This window comes from Flavivirga abyssicola (genome assembly GCF_030540775.2).
In the GTDB taxonomy this organism is placed as follows: domain Bacteria; phylum Bacteroidota; class Bacteroidia; order Flavobacteriales; family Flavobacteriaceae; genus Flavivirga; species Flavivirga abyssicola.
Genome location: NZ_CP141266.1, coordinates 503,693 through 524,128, shown reverse-complemented (window position 1 = coordinate 524,128; position 20,436 = coordinate 503,693). Strand labels below are relative to the sequence as shown.

The following is a 20,436-nucleotide window of genomic DNA, read 5'->3' as shown; positions in this document are numbered from 1 at the left end:
TTAAACAAAATAAAACAAGAAAAATGAAAAATATAAAAAATCTTTTTAAAGTAATATTATTGCTTTTTATAGTAAGCAGTTGTGACGATGATGAATTTGTTCCACCAAATGAGTTTGTGGATGTTGCGTTTACGAGTAGCTTAGGTCTAGGTGCAAAGGAAGTAGATGTTAACGATTATTCTGGATTTTTAGATTTATCTTCAGGTGCAACATACCACGAATGGCGTATTCCTAAAACAGCTTTTTTCTTAAAAGGGCCAATTCCTGGTAATGCAACTAACCTTGATGAATTTATCATAAATCCTGGTGATACTATTACAAATGATCGAACTGCACTTGTGCTTTTTAAAGAGGCAGATTCAGTAGCAAAAATTACAATTTATAATGAATTTGATGAGTATACTGAATTCATTTTAAATACTGGATTTGATCCTGTTGCTGGGAGTACAATTATTGATACGACACGCACAGAACTTATTAATGGCAAATGGGTTTATGAATATACCTTAACCATAGATGTTTATGATACTATTGTACCAGATATGGCAATAAGAGACATTGATGGAAACCCTATAGACTATAGAAACTTAAGTTCTATTGATTTAAAATTTAATGATAAATTAATTTTTGAAGATTTAAGTGAAACAACTAATAATGCAAGACCAACATCAACCAGATGGAGAGTTCATACTATAGAGGATAATGAAGATGATGAAATAAACATTTTTAATGGAACTACAAAAATCGATACAATTACTTTTAATAAGCAGATAGGAAGTTTTAGAGGTAAATTGACTTCTAATAGAGATAGGACAGAAACCATTAAAGCGGATAGTGAAATTTTTGATATACCTGTGGTATTTAATGTTACAGCACTTGATGAATCTTTTACGCAAACAGGATCTGTAGAAGAATTGCCAGACGGTACTATACAGGTTCCATTAAGCTCGATAGTTGCAGATATAGGTAGTAGCCCAGTTGCATCTTTTACAGTTAATGTGAATGGAAGCCCAGCTACAATAAACTCTGTGATAAAAAGTAATACTGCTGGTAACACTTTAATCGTAACCCTAGAGACTGATATCCAAGAAACCGACGTAGTTACTATATCATATGATGGGAACGGTGGTTTACAATCATTAGATGAAAGGCCTCTACAAGCCTTTTCAAATGTAGCAGTTGCGAACTATATTGTAACTCCAGTAATACAAACAGGTACGATTATAGAGTTAAGAGATGAAACGATTCAAGTGCCTTTTGATGTTGACTTTGACCCTGATACGTTTACAGGTGATACGACCCAAGGTTTTGAAGTATTAGTTAATGGAATAAGTTTTTCTATTGCGTCTGTTAGTATAGATAATACCGATAATAAGGTTTTAAATATTAATTTGACAGATCCTATTTATCGCCCAGATGTTATAACAGTTGGACATGATGGTTCTGGAGATATACGAGCTATCGGAGGTGGAGCTATCGGAGCGTTTACTGGAGTTCCGGTAATTATGGATAATGGAGATATTTTAAACGGAGATGGTAGTTTTGATGATTCCTCTAAATGGAATAATAATTCAGGGAACGGTACATCTTCCATAACATTTCCTAATCCAGCAGTGCCTGCTAACAATCCAGATACTGGTGCTGTAGCTTTTGTAGAAGCTCCAGACGGGAATAAGCCTGATTTAAGATCTTCAGGAACCTATCCATTTGAAGCAGGAAAAACATATGTTTGGACGGCAAAAAGATACATTTTTACAGCACATACTACCACTTTTGCTAAACCATATATAGCAAGTGACCAACTTCCAAATGATGATTATGTTGGAGAAGCTAGAGAGGTTTGGGAAGATATTCAGATTGCTGAATTTGTACAAAGTACAACAGGTAATTTTATTGTAAGATACCAACCTGTACCAGCCGGAGTAAGTAGAGTTTATTATGACGATTTCATAATAGCCGAAAAAGAAGTAAGACCTTAAGCTTAAGGCTCAGCTTTTAATAATTTAAAAGCCCCCAATTAAACTAGTTTAATTGGGGGCTTTCTTTATCATTTGCTTTCAACTTTAACATCTAGTTGATATTAGTGACCAATATAATCTTAATGTGAGTTATAAGTTTCAATAAATTAACGTCAATTCGATGTAAATAATATTCAAAAGAACCAAGTTAATTATTTGAAATATAGGTATTCGTCATGTCGATAGAACGAAGCATGAGTGATGAGATATCTCATCATGATGAGGTTTCCTGCCTGCCTGCCTGCTCCTCGTAAGCTCCGCTTCATATCTTCAAACAAAATATATTTTGTTTTCGATAGCGTTTGGAATGACTAGCTTTCTTTATTGAAATATTTTAAAATATTGATAATTAAATCCTTACTTATTTTGTCTGCGAATGGGGTAACATTTACAATTCCGAATGAGTAACGAGGAGAAACCCCATCCTTCTGAGCTTTCTCGAAAGTTTATCTTGAGTACTTCGGCTACGCTCAGTATAAACTAAAGTCGAAAGGCTCATATTTCACTCTGTCGAAATTGACAAACGATTGAAAAATCATTTATTTAATATAGGTTGGATTACTTTAGAAATGGTTGATTAGCTAAAAAACAATCTAATTTTTAAAAATAACAAAGGCGTATCTTTTTAGGATACGCCTTTATAAAAACTAATTCAAATAATTAACTAACTACTAATCATTAATGTTTATACTTTTACAATGTTAACTCAAGTACATAAGCATACTCTCCAGGTTTGTCTTTAGGCATCTCTACCAACAAGCCAACATCATTTTGAGACCAATTAATGTCTGCTTCACTTCCTAGCATTTTTATGCCGCTTACGTGGTCGTCATGTGTAATGGATTTTATGAGCACACTACCGTTCTTAGGCCAGGCCATAAGCACGGCATACAGTTTGTTTCCTTTTTGGGTAAAGCGAATATCTTGACCTGTAAACGCCTTGTTTTTTCCTTCAGAATGATGACCGTTTTTTACTTTGGTAGGACCTTCTCCAAAAACTCTCCAATACTTTGTGTCGTAAATAGCGTCTCCGTTAACTTTTAACCAATCTCCAATTTGCAGTAATATTTTTTGTTGACCATCTGGAATGGTACCATCAGATTTAGGACCTACATTTAATAACAGGTTCCCGTTTTTTGAAACAATGTCTACTAAATCATCAATAATCTCATTGGTAGTTTTAGATTTCCAGTTGGTAACATGGCTCCATGAGTTTTTGCCTATTGAAGTATCTGTTTGCCAAGGTAATTTTCTAATCCCCGGTAATTTGCCTCTTTCTAAATCATAAATAACAGTGCCTTCAGGAAACGCTTCATGGCTAAAATTTTTATCATTAATAACCACTTCTTTACCCCATTCAATGCCTTTATTATAATAATATGCTGCAATTTTTGGTCTTACCTCAGCAAAATCAGGGATATCTACATAAAAGTCGAACCAAAGAATATCGGGTTGGTAGTTGTCAATTAAGTCAATAGTTCGCTCTAGCCAACGCTGTTTGAATTTTTCAGAAACAGGTTCTCTCAAATCTTTTCCTTTGGAGGAATATAAATCAGCATACTCTGGGTCTGTGGTATCAAAATGGTCTTTCTTATTGTAAAAAGACCAGTTGAAGGCAAAATGAGATGAAGCTCCCATAATTAACCCTTGTGATCTTCCTTCTTTGAATAGTTCTCCTAAAACATCGCGTTTTGGTCCCATATCGAAGGCATTCCACCGTGTGGTGTTAGATTTGTACATAGCAAATCCATCATGGTGGTCAGCAACAGGCACTACATACTTTGCTCCAGATTTTTTAAATAAATCAATCCATTCTGAAGCATTGAATTTTTCACCTTTAAACATGGGGATAAGGTCTTTATAGCCAAACTCTTTCTGGTCTCCCCAAGTTTTTTTATGATGTAAGTAAGTATCATTAGGACCTTCCTTTTTTAAGTCAAGTCTTGCAGTAAAAGTAGCAGTGTCCATATACATTTGCCTTGGATACCATTCTGAACCATATGCTGGCACTGAATAAGCTCCCCAATGGATGAAAATTCCAAATTTTTGATTATTAAACCATTCAGGATCTTTGTAGTGTTTCTTTATGGACTCCCAATTAGGGTCAAACACTTGTTCTTTATCATTAGGAGTTCCAGTTTGCTCTTGTTCATCTTTAGATTTACATGAAACCATTAGCAATAAAGCAATTGATAAAAAAAGAACCTGTGTTTTTGAGGACATATTATAGATAGTATTTTTAGTATTTATAAAAATTGAATAATTCTGTTACACAAATTTCGATTTTTAACTATTGTTTTTATGTGTTAAATGTTTTCATTAAGGCTACAAATGATTTATTTTTTGATATTGCGTAACAGATTTGAACGAGTCGTTTAGAACAAAACAATTTAACTAAATGCCATTATACATTCTATTTCACCTACTTATATGCCAGATTCAAAAACAATAAATAAGGATGCCTAATGAAGTAATTTAAGTAACATACACTTAAAATATTGTTAGTAAAACACGGTTTGGAAGTGATTTTAGAACATATGTTATAATAATAAAAACGTACGGTATAAAATAGCCTGGCAATTTTGGATATTTTTGATATGCTGAAATATCTCCACAAGAAGTTGTGTAAAAAAATCAGTTTTAAAACTCTTAATACGGAACTTAGATTATGAAAAAAATTAAGGCAGCTGCATTTGCGTCTTTGGCAATCGTTATTTTTGGGTTGTCGATTTTAAAATTGCATTCGCAAGAACGTCCTAATATTATTTTTATTCTTACCGACGACCAATCTTTTGGTATGTTGGGGTGTGAAGGAAATCCTATTGTTCAAACACCAAATATAGATAGATTGGCGACAGATGGGATCCGTTTTACAAATGCACATATTACCAGTGCCATTTGTACGCCCAGTAGAATTTCTATTTTGTTAAGTCAATACGAACGTAAACATGGTGTGAATTTTAATTCGGGCACAAGTGTTTCGGATGAAGCATGGGAACAATCGTATCCCATGGTTATGAGAAAAGCGGGTTATTATACGGGTTGGATTGGTAAAAACCATGCACCAATTGGTAATGGAGGATATATTAGTGGCGTTATGGAAAAAAGTTTTGACTATTGGTACGCTGGTCATGGCCATATTGGTTTTTATCCAAAGGAAAGACACGAGATTTTTAAAGATGCCAAAGCAAGCACCCAAGTTGAAGTAATAAATGAAGGAGTTAACGATTTTATCGATAATAATGAAAGACGATTAAAAGGTGCTGTTCACTTTTTAGATGAACGTCCAGAAGATAAACCATTCATGTTGTCCATTAATTTTAATTTACCACATGGAGCAGGTACAAGATCTATGGAAATGCGGGAAACAGATGAGGATATTTACAAAACCCTGTATCGGGATTTAGAGATGCCATTGCCGGAAAACTATATAGCGAAAGCCGATATTAAAATGCCTAAATTACCAGCAGATTTGCTGCGAGTAGAAGATAGACAAAATATTTATAATTATGTAGATACTCCAGAAAGCTTTAGAGAACGTTACACGCGTCAACTTCAGGCTATGACAGGCATTGATCGTTTAGTAGGAAATTTAAGAAAGAAATTAAAAGATTTAAAAATAGATAAGAATACCATTATCATATTTACTTCAGATCATGGATTGTTTATGGGAGAACAAGGTCTTGGAGGAAAGTCATTATGCTACGAGAAAACAACTCATGTCCCTATGATTATTATGAATCCTAAAGTAAAACGAAAATATAGAGGCGTTACATCTGATGCTTTGGTGCAAAGTATAGATGTTGCGCCTACAATGTTGGCCTATGCTGGGATTGATCAGCCTTCAAGTTTCCAAGGGCAAAATATATCTCATTTAGTAGAAGGAGGGGATGAAAATGTTAGAGACTATCTTTTTACAGAAAACCTATGGTCTACACAGTTTGGTAACCCTAGATGCGAAGCGGTTCAAGATAAAGAATGGAAATATATACGTTACTATAAAAATACAACGTTTCCTGCATCAAAAAATATTAAAGCAGCTAAAACCCTTGGTATTGATGTGACGAAAATGTTATACGCAGTTCACGATCCTGCTATAGCTGTTTATAGAGATTATATCGAGTCGCCTTTACAAGGAGAAGAACCTGTATATGAAGAATTATATAACTTAAAGGAAGATCCGAATGAGCTAAAGAATCTTGTAGATAATAAAGATTATGAGAGGGTATTAAATACTTTAAAAAAGGCGTGGAAAGAGAAAATAACCATGGCTAGGGGCACCGAAGCACCAAAAGTTTTAAGGTACACAAATGATAGCCACCCTAAAGGAGGGCATTAAAAACATAAAAAAAGAAAAATAAATGGTTGTGAACATATCTGCTTTTCGCTGAATTTGATATAGTGGTATCCATGTTTCTGAAATGACCTTTACGATTTAAACATAACTTAACTTTATTAAAAAAATGACTATGTATTTACTAAAAATATCCTTAGCAATAATAATGTTGCCCTTTATTGGTAATGCACAAAATTTTAGTGCTGGGTTTGAAGCTCCTGTAGACACTGAATGGGGTTCTACTTTTGAAAATGGTTTACCTGTTTTTCAGCGTAATACCGTTTCTAAAAACACTGGGGATTATGGGTTTCAAATGAGTTTTTCTAATACAGATCACAAGGGAAACCTTATATCAAAAAATATAGCCTGGGAAAACGGGGAAACTTATAAAATATCCTTCCAATATAGAGCTATTGTTCCTGGAGATAATAATACACCAAATATTAAAGTGTTTGATGGTAATGGTGTAAAAATCATGCAATATAATTTCTCGCTATCTAATACATCATGGCAAGAAGTTTCATTCGATTTTACATCAAATATTGATGATACATCGGGGTATGTATTATTTTCTATGCGTCCATCCAGTACTGGTACGGGAGAATTTTATTTTGATGATTTTTCAATAGAGAAAGTCGTGCCAGATTTTTTTGATTTAATAAAAACCACCGATGTAGCTTCAGATGCATCTATTAAATGGGTGCAATTTGGTCCTGGGATGAGTGGTAATAATAATTCATTGTATACACATCCAACAGATCCTGATGTTGTTTATACGAGCCCTAACATGGGAAACAGTTATAGATCAACAGACCGCGGATTTACCTATGAAGCTATTTTAAATGAAGACGGACCTAATCATAAATCTGGGTTACGTGGAGCCGTAGAGATGTATGTACTGGATTTTTCCAGACAAAACCCAAATTATGGTTTTTCTACAGGAAAACGTAAAGGCGAGTTATATGTAACAACAGACAAAGGAAAAACATGGACCCCACAATTATCAACTAGTGGTGTTATTGGAAACAATTTCCTATCATGTGTTGCTGTAGATCCGTCTGATGATAATATCTGGTTTTTGTCAGCTGGTAGAATGCGGGATTACAGCCGTATACTATATCCGCAGTCTGCTCCTAAAGGGACTCATATAGACCCTAATGCCAATGGAAGAATTTGGAAAAGTACAGACAAGGGTAATACTTGGAGTTTGTCTAATACAGGTATAAATGCAAATGCAGAGTTTGAAACCATACTTGTTGATCCTGTTGAGAGTAACATCGTATATGCAGGTAGTAATTATGGATTTTATAAAAGTACAGATGGAGGAGCAACATGGACGTTAAAGTCTAATGGTATCGATCATGATATGATTCGTTCTATGGCCATGCATCATGATAAAAATACAAATGCCATAACGCTTTATGCTTTAAGTAATATTACATGGAAAGCTAACGGAACCACTGTTGAAGATGATGCAGGAGGCATATTTAAAAGTACCGATAAAGGTGAAACCTGGACAGATATTAGTGGCAATCTAGCTATTAATCTAGATTACTTTAAAAACAACGCACAAATTAAAAAAAGCTATTATACAACTATAGCGCATTATTTTGGGTTAAGTTCAAATGCTGAAGCAGAAACAACATATCCAAACCTACCAACAAGTATCACTCAGCGTTTCAATATGATAACGGTTGACCCTAACGATGTTAATAATATTTATCTTATCAATAATTACTCCAATGCTTCAAAAAACAATTTTATGCCGGGACAAATATGGCGTACTACAAATGGCGGAACAAATTGGTTTGTGACATTACGAAATGGTAAAAACTGGAATAATGGTACAGATAATGCATATTGGGCATTAAGAAGCAATCCTATGGGTACTAATGTGTCGTTTAAATATAAGAGTGATTGGTTAAATAGAGATGTGTACGAACGAAAAGGGTCAAACTTTATAAAGTTTAATGCAGATGGTACCGTATTATATACCCAAATGGCAAAAATTGGATTTGTGTCTTATGATAAAGGTGCAAACTGGATTGATATAGACGATGAAGAAACCACAGCAAATTCTGAAAGCTGGGTAGGTGCAGGAAATAGCAATGTACCAGGGCATGGATTTTATCAAACCATGAGTATTCCAAATGCGGTGTTTTGTCCATCGGGAGAAAACAGTTTGTGGATTACAAATGATGAAGGTGACAATGTTCGTGCTGGAGCTCAAGGTGCTCGGGTTGTAGAATTGGTAGATTCGGAGCATTCTGTAAGCTCCGTAGTGGTTCATCCTAACGACCCTACAATTTGGTATGCTACTTTTTTCAGGCAGGCAAAACAAGGACAAGTGCTGAAATCTACAGATAGCGGAGAAACATGGAGCAGTATCGGGACACCGTTGCCACAACCTTGGCCAGAACCAGCTGGCGGAGGCGATAAATCAGTACATCAATTGAGTTTTATGATTGATAAAGATACCCCTGATACAATGTATTTCTGTGTACCTAGATCAACTTTAGATTTAGAATGGGTAGGAGATAGTGTTACCGGATGGGGCATACATAAATCTACAGATGGCGGTGTCACTTGGACACAACCTAATACAGGCTTACCGGCTTCATTAGATGTGTCTAGATTGGTTTTTGACCCCAGTTCTACCAGTATTTTATATGCAACAGTAATTGGTAATAATGGAGGGTTATATAAATCTATTGATAAAGGCGAAACTTGGTCAGAAGTAGCTTCAACAACATCAATATCCAAATCATCTGGAATTAACGATATTCACTTTGATGGTAGTGGTAAAGTATATATTACTGCTGGTTATAAAAATGTAAGTGCTAACGATGGTGGCCTTTGGGTAAGTAATGACGGTATGGCATCCTGGACTAAAGTTTTTGATCATCCATGGACAAATCGTGTAGAAGTCGCAAAATATGATACAAGAACCATTTTGGTTTCTACCTTAGCCAATGCTACTATAAACTTTAAAAATGCAGGAACTTATTTATCTAAAGATGCAGGTGCTACTTGGATTAAGATAAACAAAGGTAACGGACAATCTGATAGGGTTAATGATATTGCCATAGATTATTTTATACCAGGAAAATATTATGCTTCAACAAGAGGAAGTGGTTGGTATGTAGCCGTAGATCCTAACCCTAATTTAAGTGTTGGAGATAACTCACACCCAAAAGACGACATTAGAGTATACCCAAACCCAGCAAAAAAGACTATAAATATTAAAGGGTTACATGGTAAGATTGAATTAAAAATTTATTCATTACAAGGTCAATTAGTAAAAGAATATAAAGGACTGTCAACAGATAAATATTCTATATCGTCTCTAAATCAAGGAATATATTTGTATAAGGTAACCAATGCTGATAAGTCTTTATTTAAAACAGGAAAATTGGCAAAGTATTAAACGAATCATTTTATTTTTTTTAAAGATGACAATGAAAACCATACATAAAGTTAAAACATTATTAGTTTTTATGATTTGCGGAATGATCACTATGTCGTATTCGCAAATCAGAAAAAACAAAACAGATAAACCCAATGTTATTGTAGTTCTGGCAGATGATATTGGTGTAGGTGATATATCTTTTTATCGAAATTTGAGTAAAGGGAAGGTAATTTTAGAAACCCCACATATTGATAACCTAGCAGAGCAAGGTATGATTTTTACAAATGCACACGCACCTGCTGCTTTATGTGCCACATCTAGGTATGGTATTATGACAGGCAATTGTAATTATAGAAGTCCTGTACCATGGGGTGTTTGGTCGGGTTACGCAAAATCGGTCTTTACACCAGAGCAGATAACTTTAGGAAAACTCATGAAAAATGCTAATTACAACACAGCATTTTTTGGAAAATGGCACATGGGAACCAGTTTTAAAAAGCTAGATGATCCAAATGCAATATTTGTTGAAAAGGGTAAGTTAAGTTTAAATGTCGATATTACTAAAATTGTAGCAGGAGGCCCTCAACAAAATGGATTTGATTACAGTTTTTCATTACCATCAGGGATTCAAAATGTACCATATGCTGTTTATGAAAATAGTAAGTGGTTTCCTTTAGGAAAAGATTCTGAAGTAACACACATTACGAAGGCAGAAATGTTAAAGAAAGGAGTTGTTTTGAATAAAAAAGAAGGGCTAGGTGACTCTAATTGGCATCCTAGCTTAATAGGGCCATTATTAATCAATAAAACAACAAATCATATTGCAGAGCTTTCCAAAAAAGAAAAACCATTCTTTATTTATTACTGTTCGCAAGCGGTGCATTTGCCCCATAACCCACCTAAAGAACTGAATGGTATACAAATTGCAGGTACTACACCGTCCAGCCATATGGATATGATTAAGGAATTAGATGTGCAAATAGGTATGATGATCCAAGAGTTGAAAAAGCAAGGTGTTTATGAGAACACGGTGTTTATTTTTACTTCAGATAATGGTGGTCTATACGGTAATAAGAAAACAAGACAATCAGGTCATAAACCAAGTGATATTTATAGGGGGAAGAAAAACGACCCTTATGAAGGCGGACAAAGAGTACCATTCATTGCTGTTTGGCCAGGTAAAATAGAGTCCAATCAAATATCTTCTAAACCTATATTAGGCTTAGATATTCTGGCTACCTTAGCGGGAATAACAGAACAGGAAATCCCTAAAGGACAAGCCGAAGATTCGTCTAATTTATTATCCGTTTTAAAAGGCGATACAAATGCAAATCCGCATCCATATCTTATGATTCAGGGAGGTGCTGAAAGAGAAGCCATGATTATTGAAAACGAATGGAAGCTCATTATTCAATTTGATAAGAAAGATAAAACCGATACAGTAAGAACACCTGTTGCATTATTCAATTTAAAAGACAATATCTCAGAAAATGAGGAATTTAACTTTATAAATGATGCGAAATATAAAGATAAAGTAGCATCGTTGTTAAAAAAATATAACCAAACAAGAGATAACAAAACACCTATAGGTAACCATAACTAAATTAATAGTATAAAATCAATATGAAGAAATTTAATATTTTTCTATGTCTAGCCATTTTTATTTTGAGCTATTCAGAAACCCAGGCCCAAGACATAAATTTTAATGCATCTTGGAAATTCTACAATGCTGAAGCAGAAGGGGCAGAAGCACCTAAATTTAATGACTCAAATTGGAGGAATTTAAACCTTCCCCATGATTGGGCGATAGAAGGGCCTTTTGATGTTAAATACAATGCGCGTTCAGGAGGGTTGCCATTTCATGGAACAGGCTGGTACCGTAAACATTTTAAAGTGGATGCAGAAGCACAAGGTAAGGTAGTGCGTATTGAGTTTGAAGGCGCTATGTACAATGCTCACGTTTGGGTAAATGGGCAATTTATTGGTAATAGACCCTTTGGATATATTGGTTTTGAATATGACATCAGTAAACATTTAAAATATGATGGATCTGATAATGTTATAGCCGTTAGATTACGTCCAGAAGACTTATCTACACGTTGGTATCCCGGTGCAGGCATATACCGTTCTGTTTGGTTAAAAATTGATAACAAAGTGCATGTAGGACAATGGGGAACCTATATTACAACACCTACGGTAACTAAAGATTTGGCTGTAGTGCAAAATGAAACTACGGTAGTTAATAAAAGTAATGTGCCAGTTGATGCAAAAGTAAAGCATGAATACGTTTCGCCAGAAGGAAAATTAGTGGCTTCCATTGATGAAATAATTTCAATTCCAGCAAACAATTCCGCTAAATCAGCTTTGTTTTGTAGCATAAAAAACCCACAACGCTGGGACACTGAAACACCTAATCTATACCATGTTATTACTACAGTAACAACAGATGGTAATGTAGTAGATACTTATAAAAGTCGTATTGGGTTAAGGTCTATTAGATATACTAAAGATGGTTTTTTCTTAAATGATAAACCAGTACGCTTCAATGGCGTTTGTCTACATCACGATAATGGCGCATTAGGAGCTGCGGTTTACCGTCGAGCAGATGAAAGAAAATTACAAATTATGAAAAGTATGGGGGTTAATGCCATTCGTACTAGTCATAATCCACCATCAAGAGAACTTTTAGAGCTTTGCGATGAATTAGGGCTGATGGTTCAAGATGAGGCTTTTGATGTTTGGAAAATGGAAAAAGTACCTAACGGATATAACTTGTTTTTTGATGAATGGGGAGAGCGAGATTTAAAGGATATGATTAAAAGAGACAGAAATCATCCATCCATAGTAATGTGGAGTATAGGTAACGAAATCATAGAACAGAAGGATAAGAAAAATGGTTGGAGAGTAGCAAAACGATTAAATGAATATTGCAAAGAAACAGATCCAACAAGACCAACTTCGGCTGGGTTTAACCATTATTCTGGGCCTTATGATAATAATATGGCGCAACAAGTTGATATTGCTGGTATGAATTACAAACCAACACATTATGTTGATGTAAGAAATAATTATCCAGAAATGCCAATTGTAGCTACCGAAACTTCTAGTTGTACGAGTAGTCGTGGTGTTTATCACTTACCAATAGAAAAATATAAAACGCATGAATCAAAGCATGTAACCAGTTATGATTTGATAGGTCCTGTTTGGGCATATCCACCAGATGTTGAGTTTCATTTTCAAGAACAAAATCCGCATGTTATGGGCGAATTTATTTGGACAGGATTCGATTATTTAGGAGAACCAACACCTTACGGAGGAAGAGATAATTCTACTAATGGCTATTGGAATGACGATTGGCCATCTCATAGTTCTTATTTTGGGGCAGTAGATTTATGTGGGTTTCCTAAAGATAGATTCTTTTTATATCAAAGTCAATGGACAACAGAGCCCATGATACACTTATTACCTCATTGGAATTGGAAAGGTATGGAAGGCGAAGATATTCCTGTGTATTGCTATACAAATTGTGATTCTGCGGAACTTTTTGTGAATGGAAAATCTATGGGGAAAAAGGTTAAGGGTAAAGACTTAACAGAGCTTTTGGTTAGTTTTAATGATTATGAGGGTACTACGTTTCAATCTAAATACAGACTGTCATGGAATGTGCCTTACAAAGCTGGAAATATTAAAGTAGTGGGATATAAAGATGGAAAACCAGTACAAGAAGAACAAATATATACAGCAGGTAAACCAGCTAAAGTAAGTGTGTCTGTTGACCGAAAAGAAATCAATGCCGATGGAGAAGATTTAGCTTATGTAACGGTTAGAATAGAAGATAAAAACGGGAATTTATGTCCAATGGCTGATAATTTGGTTAATTTTTCAGTAAGTGGTGCCGGTAAGTTAATTGCAGTAGATAATGGAAACCAAACAAGTGTAGAGTCGTTTCAAGCGAATCATAGAAAAGCGTTTAGCGGTATGTGTTTAGCTATTATAAAATCATCTAAGAAAGCAGGACAAATCACTTTAACAGCTAAGTCTAAGTCTTTAAAATCAAGTAAAATAACTATTACAACTAAATAAAGAATATTCAGTTAAAAACCATAAGTATTAATAAAATAGAGAATATGAAACTTGTGAAGGGACTATTAATTTTTTTAGCTTGTTTTATCTATATATCTGTTCAAGCACAAGATGCGAACGGTAAACAACCTAACATTATCATCATTCTTTCAGATGATCAAGGATGGGGTGATGTTGGTTTTAATGGAGGTACAGATATACCAACACCAAATTTAAACCTTTTGGCCGAAGATGGTGTTGTATTTAGCCAAGGTTATTCAACACATCCATACTGTAGCCCGAGTAGAGCAGGATTGGTGTCAGGTCGCTATCAACAGCAATTTGGTCATGAAAATAATCCAATAGATGATAATGAAAATAGTTCATTGGGTTTACCTTTAAATGAGTTGATCATATCTGAGTTATTGCAAAAACATAAATATAGAACTTGTGCTATAGGAAAGTGGCATCTGGGAAATGCTAAGAAGTATTGGCCTTCAAATAGAGGATTTGATGATTGGTATGGATTTACAGATGGAGGATTTGATTATTGGGGCAATTTAAATGGTAAGAATGAGATGTTAGGAGTATTACGCGATGGCGTTCCTGTTCCAGCTAACGAGTTATCATATCTTACAGACGATTTTTCCAATGAAGCTGTAAAATACATTGATACCTACTCCAAAAGCAAAAAACCTTTCTTTATGTATTTAGCTTATAATGCACCACATGCACCAATACAAGCTACTAAAGCATATACCAAGAAAGTAAAGCATATAGAAGATGGTAAACGTGCTGCATATGCAGCAATGGTGGTTGGAATGGATGCTGGAATTGGAAAAGTAATTCAAAAACTAAAAGATACGGGCGAGTATGAAAATACGATCATCTTTTTTTACAGCGATAACGGTGGCCATGTACATGGCGCAAGTAGTGCGCCATTTAGAGGACATAAGGGCATGTTGTTTGAAGGCGGGATTCGTGAACCGTTTGTAATTTCTTGGCCAGATAAAATAAAGGGAAATAGAACATTTAAACAGCCTATTATTGCCTTGGATATTTACCCTACTATTTTGGCGGCAGCTAATATTAAAAAACCAAAGAATAAAAAATTAGATGGTATAAATTTACTTCCATATTTAGAATCAGAAAATAAGAAAATCGAAGATCGACCGATGTTTTGGCGATATTCAGGAGGTAAGGGCTATGCAATTAGAAGTACAAATTATAAATTGATTTATTCATATTATAAGAAGCAGTATTTACTTTTTGATATTGAAAAAGACCCATATGAGCATAATAATATAGCCGCAAATCATCCAGAAATTGTAGATGACTTAAAAAGGCAGTATGATGCTTGGGATGCAAATAATATAGTGCCCCTATGGTCAGATCCGCATATTAAAAATGTTATAAAAGAAGAGAAAAATAGACAATATTATATAGATAAGGCTCAAAAAGGAGAACGCTCATCAAAATAAAGCAGGTAAACTCCATCAGCCTAAAAATTAAACAGCTAACAAATAATAATTTTAAAAATTAAATGAAAATATTTAAGTTCATATTAACACTCGTTTTATTACCCGTTTTTAGTTTTAGTCAAAGCGCTACGCAAAAATGGCTTGATACCTCTTTAAGCCATAATGAGCGCATAGATTATCTAATAGAAGCGATGACTTTAGAAGAAAAAACATCACAATTGTTAGATGTTTGTCCGCCTATAGAACGCTTAAATATACCAGAATACAATTGGTGGAATGAAGCCTTACATGGTGTTGCCAGAAATGGAAGAGCCACAGTGTTTCCCCAAGCTATTGCTTTTGGAGCAACTTTTGATGAAGCACTTATTCTTAAAGTTGGTACCGCTATTTCAGATGAAGCTAGAGCGAAATATAACGAAGCTATTAAACTTAATAATCGTAGTAGGTATGCTGGCCTAACTTTTTGGTCTCCTAATGTTAATATTTTTAGGGATGCGCGTTGGGGGCGTGGTCAAGAAACCTATGGAGAAGACCCTTTTTTAACCAGTAAAATAGGTGTGAGTTTTGTAAAAGGCTTACAAGGTAACAATCCTGATTATATGAAAGCAGCAGCTTGCGCAAAGCATTATGCGGTACATTCGGGACCAGAGGAGTTGAGACACGAATTTAATGCCGTGGTTAATAAAAAAGACCTTTTTGAAACCTATTTACCAGCGTTTAAAGCTTTGGTACAGGACGCAAATGTTGAGGGGGTAATGGGAGCGTATAACCGTACTTTGGGAGAAGTTTGTAGCGGAAGCCCATATTTATTACAAGATATTTTAAGAGACCAATGGGGTTTTAAAGGCTACATTGTATCTGATTGCGGTGCTATAAGTGATTTCCATAAGTTTCATAAAGTCACAAAAACACCAGAAGAATCGGCAGCTTTAGCGCTAATAAATGGTACAAATATTAACTGCGGAAATGTATATAAAGTTTTAAAAAAATCTTTAGAACAGAAATTAATAACAGAAGAATTAATCGATTTAAGACTAAAGGAAAGTCTTTTAACCCGTTTTAAATTAGGAATGTTTGATCCTATTGGAACCAATCCTTATGACAATATAACAGCCGAGGTTGTAAATTCTGAAAAACACAGAGCTTTAGCAAAAGAAGTGGCAGAAAAGTCTATTGTTCTGCTAAAAAATAAAAATAATTTACTCCCGCTTAAAAAGGACACTAGAACAGTTTATGTCGTGGGGCCTAATGCATCTAGCGAAGAAGTTTTATTAGGTAATTATTACGGTTTAACAGGCAGTTCTCAAACCATTTTAGATGGTATAGTAAGCAAGGTAAGTGCAGGAACTAGTATTAATTATAAATATGGCGTTTTACCGTTTAGAGAAAATTTAAACCCAATTGATTGGGCAACTGGCAATGCCGCAAAAGCCGATGTGACCATTGCTGTTATGGGTATTTCTGGTTTATTTGAAGGTGAAGAAGGAGAAGCTTTAGCATCAACCTTTAAAGGCGATAAGAAAGATTTGAAACTTCCAGAAAATCAAATCAACTTTATTAAGAAGATGCGAAAAAAATCTAAAAAACCACTTGTTTTAGTATTAACAGGAGGAAGCCCTATTGCTATTCCCGAACTTCATGACCTAGTTGATGCTGTTGTTTTTGCATGGTATCCTGGAGAAGAAGGAGGTACAGCTTTAGCCAATATTCTTTTTGGAGATATATCACCATCAGGAAAATTACCTATAACATTCCCAAAATCAGTTGAACAATTGCCGGCCTATGAAGACTATAATATGAAGGGAAGAACGTATAAATATATGACTGAGGAACCACTATACCCTTTTGGTTTTGGGTTATCATACACAACATTTGAATATAAAAACTTGACTGTTGACAAAACGTATAATGTTTCAGTTGAGGTTACTAATACAGGAGATTACGATGCTGAAAATGTGGTACAACTTTATATAAGTTCACCATTAGCAGGAACACAAGATCCTATTTTCGATTTAAAAGCATTTAAAAGAGTGTATTTAAAATCTGGGGAAACTAAAACAATACGTTTTGAATTAAATAAAGCAACCTTCAATCAGTTTAATGAAGCAGGTAAAACGGTTTTAAGAAAAGGGAAATACACCATTTATGTTGGAGATGCATTACCCTCTCAACGAAGCATAGATTTGGGAGCATCAAAACCAGTTTCTACTTTGCTAAAAGTCAAATAGTTTAGTCAAATAAAATTTTGTTTACTTATGCCCTCTATGTTTAGTTGCCATAAACAGCTTAGAGGATGTTGCTTTTTGGATTTATAGAAGAGTTTCTAATATTTAGTTCACCATTTAAAACAACCGTTTTTACTTCGGTGGTATTATCATTTATGATTTCCAACAAGAGTTTACCAGCTGTTTCTGCCATTTTATAAGTGGGTTGTTTAACACTACTTAATTGTGGCGTTACTAACTCTGCCATTAGAGTTTCGGTGAAGCCTATAAAAGCAACATCCTCTGGAACCTTATAACCGTTTTCTTTTAATTTTTTTATCGCACCGAGAGCTACCATATCGTTTACACAAAAAAAGGCATCAGGCAAATCATGATTAAAAATTAAATCTTCAATAGCTTCCATACCTTCCTCAGCATTTAATCCTGTTTCAATAATTTTATACCTTTCTTTAGGAATTTTATGTTTTTTTAACGCCTTTTCAAAGCCGTAAACTCTTTCTTTTGTAACGCTCATCCCTTTGTAACCGGACAAGTGATAAATTTTTTTGTAATTCTGTCGGATGAGGTGTTCGGTAGCAAAAAAGCTCCATTTTGTATTGTTGAAGATTACTTTTGAAGCAGGGTAAGAGCTGCTTACTCGGCTCATAAAAACTATAGGGAAATCTTGCTTTTGTTTTTCTAAATAAAAAGACTTGTTCATGTTGCCTACTACTGGTGCAATAATTAGCCCGTCAACCATATTGCGTATTAAGGTCTTCACATTTTTTAATTCCAACTCTGGATTTTCGTCAGAATGCATGACAATCAACTGATAGCCATTAGATGATAAAAAATCTTGAAGTGCTATAACAACCTGTGAAAAATATTCACTCATTAATTCTGGAACTACTGCCCCAATAATATAAGATTTCCTTTCACTCAAATGTTTTGCGATTGGGTTTGGGGTATAACCCATGTCTTCCGCAGTTTTTAATATTAACTCACGAGTTTCCTTTTTTATATCGGGCTTATTATTTAGAGCTCTAGATACTGAAGAAATAGAAACATTTAACTTTTTTGCAACATCCTTAATGGTAACATGTTTCATTTGTAAGTGGCTAAAATTTTAAAAACATGGACCAAAATACAATTTATATTGCTATTTCCGGAAACGTTTCCGGAAAAATGGAAACGTTTCCGAAGTTGTATTTGGGCATTTAGTTGTCCATTTAAGATATTTCAAGTTACTTGCTAGAACTTACTAAATTAAGCTTCTATGTCAAATATTGATATTACCGTAATCATAGTCTTCACACTGTTGGTTTTTATCTGTGGAATGAGTTTCTCTAAAGCAGGTAAGAATATGAAATCTTATTTTGCTGCAGGAGGTGCTTTGCCATGGTGGATGAGTGGTCTTTCTTTGTTTATGAGTTTCTTTTCCGCAGGTACTTTCGTCGTGTGGGGCTCCATTGCATATTCTAGTGGCTGGGTGGCGGTTACCATTCAATGGACCATGTGTATTGCTGGCGTCATTATAGGCTTCTTTATTGCACCTAAATGGCAAAAAACGAAAGCGTTGACGGCAGCAGAGTTTATAACAGATAGACTTGGGAAATCAACTCAAAAAACCTATACCTATATCTTTTTATTGATATCCATTTTTACTACTGGTGCGTTTTTGTATCCAGTTGCTAAAATTGTTGAGGTTTCTACAGGTATTCCAATATCTACAAGTGTTATTGTATTAGGAGTACTTATTTTAATATATACCGCAGTTGGTGGTTTATGGGCAGTAATTGTAACCGATGTTTTACAGTTTATAGTATTAACAGCAGCTGTCTTAATTGTAGTGCCTTTATCCTTCGATAAAATAGGAGGATTAGATAATTTCATTACTCAAGCTCCTGAACGTTTTTTTGAATTTACAAACGAAGAATATTCTTGGGTGTTTATGATAGCCTTTGGCCTCTATAATTTGTTTTTCATTGCAGGAAACTGGGCCTATGTACAACGTTACACAAGTGTTGCTACTCCAAAAGATGCTAAAAAAGTAGGCTGGTTATTCGGAGCACTTTATACCATAAGTCCTTTAATTTGGATGATACCACCTATGATTTACAGAGTGTTAAACCCTGATCTTGGTGAGTTAGCCGATGAAGGTGCATATTTATTAATGTGTAAAGAAGTGCTTCCTTTGGGGATGCTTGGTTTAATGCTAGGAGGTATGGTATTTGCTACCTCAAGTTCGGTTAACACAACATTAAATATCTCAGCAGGAGTATTGACCAATGATATTTATAAAAATTTATTTCCAAAAACAAGTGATAAAAAATTAGTGAGGATAGCCAGAATAGCTACTATTTCGTTGGGTGTAATAACTATTATTATTGCCTTATTAGTACCCTTATTGGGAGGTATTGTTGAAGTGGTTATGAGTTTAGCCGCTCTAACAGGAGGTGCTATGTTTTTACCGCCATTATGGGCATTGTTTTCGAAAAGGCAAACAGGAAAAACTGTTTTAACAGTAACCATAGTGTCGTTGGTAATCAATGCCTTTTTTAAATTTTTTGCACCGGAATTATTAGGGATAACCTTAGGCAGGGCTATGGAAATGGTTGTTGGTATGGGAATACCAATACTGTTTTTAATGATTTTAGAGCTGGTTTTAAAGTATACTGCTAATAATACTTCCGATTATGATGCGTATGAAGTATTAAGATTAAAGAAACAAGGAGAACCTAAAGAAGCATCTGATGGTAGCAATAAAAAAGGAACACGAGTTATTGGTATTGGTGTTGCATCAACAGGTTTGCTAATCCTAATATTGTCTTTCATTGGTCAGTCAGCCCAAATGCTTGTAGGAGGTATGGGGATTGGGGTTTTATTGTTGGGACTTTATGTAGTAAATAAAACAAGAAATTAAAAT

General features: G+C 34.7%; 10 protein-coding genes. 8 read left to right on the top strand and 2 right to left on the bottom strand.

From position 1 onward, the window contains the following. Positions 1–23 precede the first annotated feature (23 nt). Positions 24–1,979, top strand: coding sequence for a SwmB domain-containing protein (locus Q4Q34_RS01900; protein ID WP_303317227.1), 1,956 nt, complete (start codon positions 24–26; stop codon positions 1,977–1,979). 732 nt (positions 1,980–2,711) lie between these two features. Here the strand turns inward: Q4Q34_RS01900 and Q4Q34_RS01895 are convergent. Continuing rightward, positions 2,712–4,241, bottom strand: coding sequence for an alpha-L-fucosidase (locus tag Q4Q34_RS01895; protein ID WP_303317228.1), 1,530 nt, complete (start codon positions 4,239–4,241; stop codon positions 2,712–2,714). Positions 4,242–4,686: 445 nt separating this feature from the next. Here Q4Q34_RS01895 and Q4Q34_RS01890 point away from each other — a divergent pair, with 445 nt between their 5' ends. From Q4Q34_RS01890 to Q4Q34_RS01865, 6 genes are all read left to right on the top strand, one after another. Continuing rightward, positions 4,687–6,357: a sulfatase-like hydrolase/transferase gene (locus Q4Q34_RS01890; protein ID WP_303317229.1), complete on the top strand. Its 1,671-nt coding sequence runs from the start codon at positions 4,687–4,689 to the stop codon at positions 6,355–6,357. Positions 6,358–6,487: 130 nt separating this feature from the next. After that, positions 6,488–9,781, top strand: a complete 3,294-nt coding sequence (locus Q4Q34_RS01885; protein WP_303317230.1) for a VPS10 domain-containing protein — start codon at positions 6,488–6,490, stop codon at positions 9,779–9,781. A 31-nt stretch (positions 9,782–9,812) separates the two neighbouring features. Beyond that, positions 9,813–11,366, top strand: coding sequence for a sulfatase family protein (locus Q4Q34_RS01880; protein ID WP_303317231.1), 1,554 nt, complete (start codon positions 9,813–9,815; stop codon positions 11,364–11,366). A 20-nt stretch (positions 11,367–11,386) separates the two neighbouring features. Then, the gene (gene galB, locus Q4Q34_RS01875) at positions 11,387–13,846 is read left to right on the top strand and encodes a beta-galactosidase GalB (protein ID WP_303317232.1); all 2,460 of its coding nucleotides are present in this window, start codon (positions 11,387–11,389) and stop codon (positions 13,844–13,846) included. A gap of 44 nt (positions 13,847–13,890) precedes the next feature. Next, a complete protein-coding gene (locus Q4Q34_RS01870; RefSeq protein ID WP_303317233.1) occupies positions 13,891–15,306 on the top strand; it encodes a sulfatase-like hydrolase/transferase in 1,416 nt (471 codons plus the stop codon). A 62-nt stretch (positions 15,307–15,368) separates the two neighbouring features. Then, on the top strand, positions 15,369–17,534 hold the full coding sequence (locus tag Q4Q34_RS01865; protein WP_303317234.1) for a glycoside hydrolase family 3 C-terminal domain-containing protein: 2,166 nt from the start codon (positions 15,369–15,371) through the stop codon (positions 17,532–17,534). 58 nt (positions 17,535–17,592) lie between these two features. Here the strand turns inward: Q4Q34_RS01865 and Q4Q34_RS01860 are convergent, their stop codons facing one another. Beyond that, entirely contained in the window at positions 17,593–18,618 is a 1,026-nt protein-coding gene (locus tag Q4Q34_RS01860; RefSeq protein WP_303317235.1) for a LacI family DNA-binding transcriptional regulator, read from the bottom strand. Positions 18,619–18,786: 168 nt separating this feature from the next. Here Q4Q34_RS01860 and Q4Q34_RS01855 point away from each other — a divergent pair, with 168 nt between their 5' ends. Continuing rightward, on the top strand, positions 18,787–20,433 hold the full coding sequence (locus Q4Q34_RS01855) for a sodium:solute symporter family protein (RefSeq protein ID WP_303317236.1): 1,647 nt from the start codon (positions 18,787–18,789) through the stop codon (positions 20,431–20,433). The last annotated feature ends 3 nt before the right edge of the window (positions 20,434–20,436 follow it).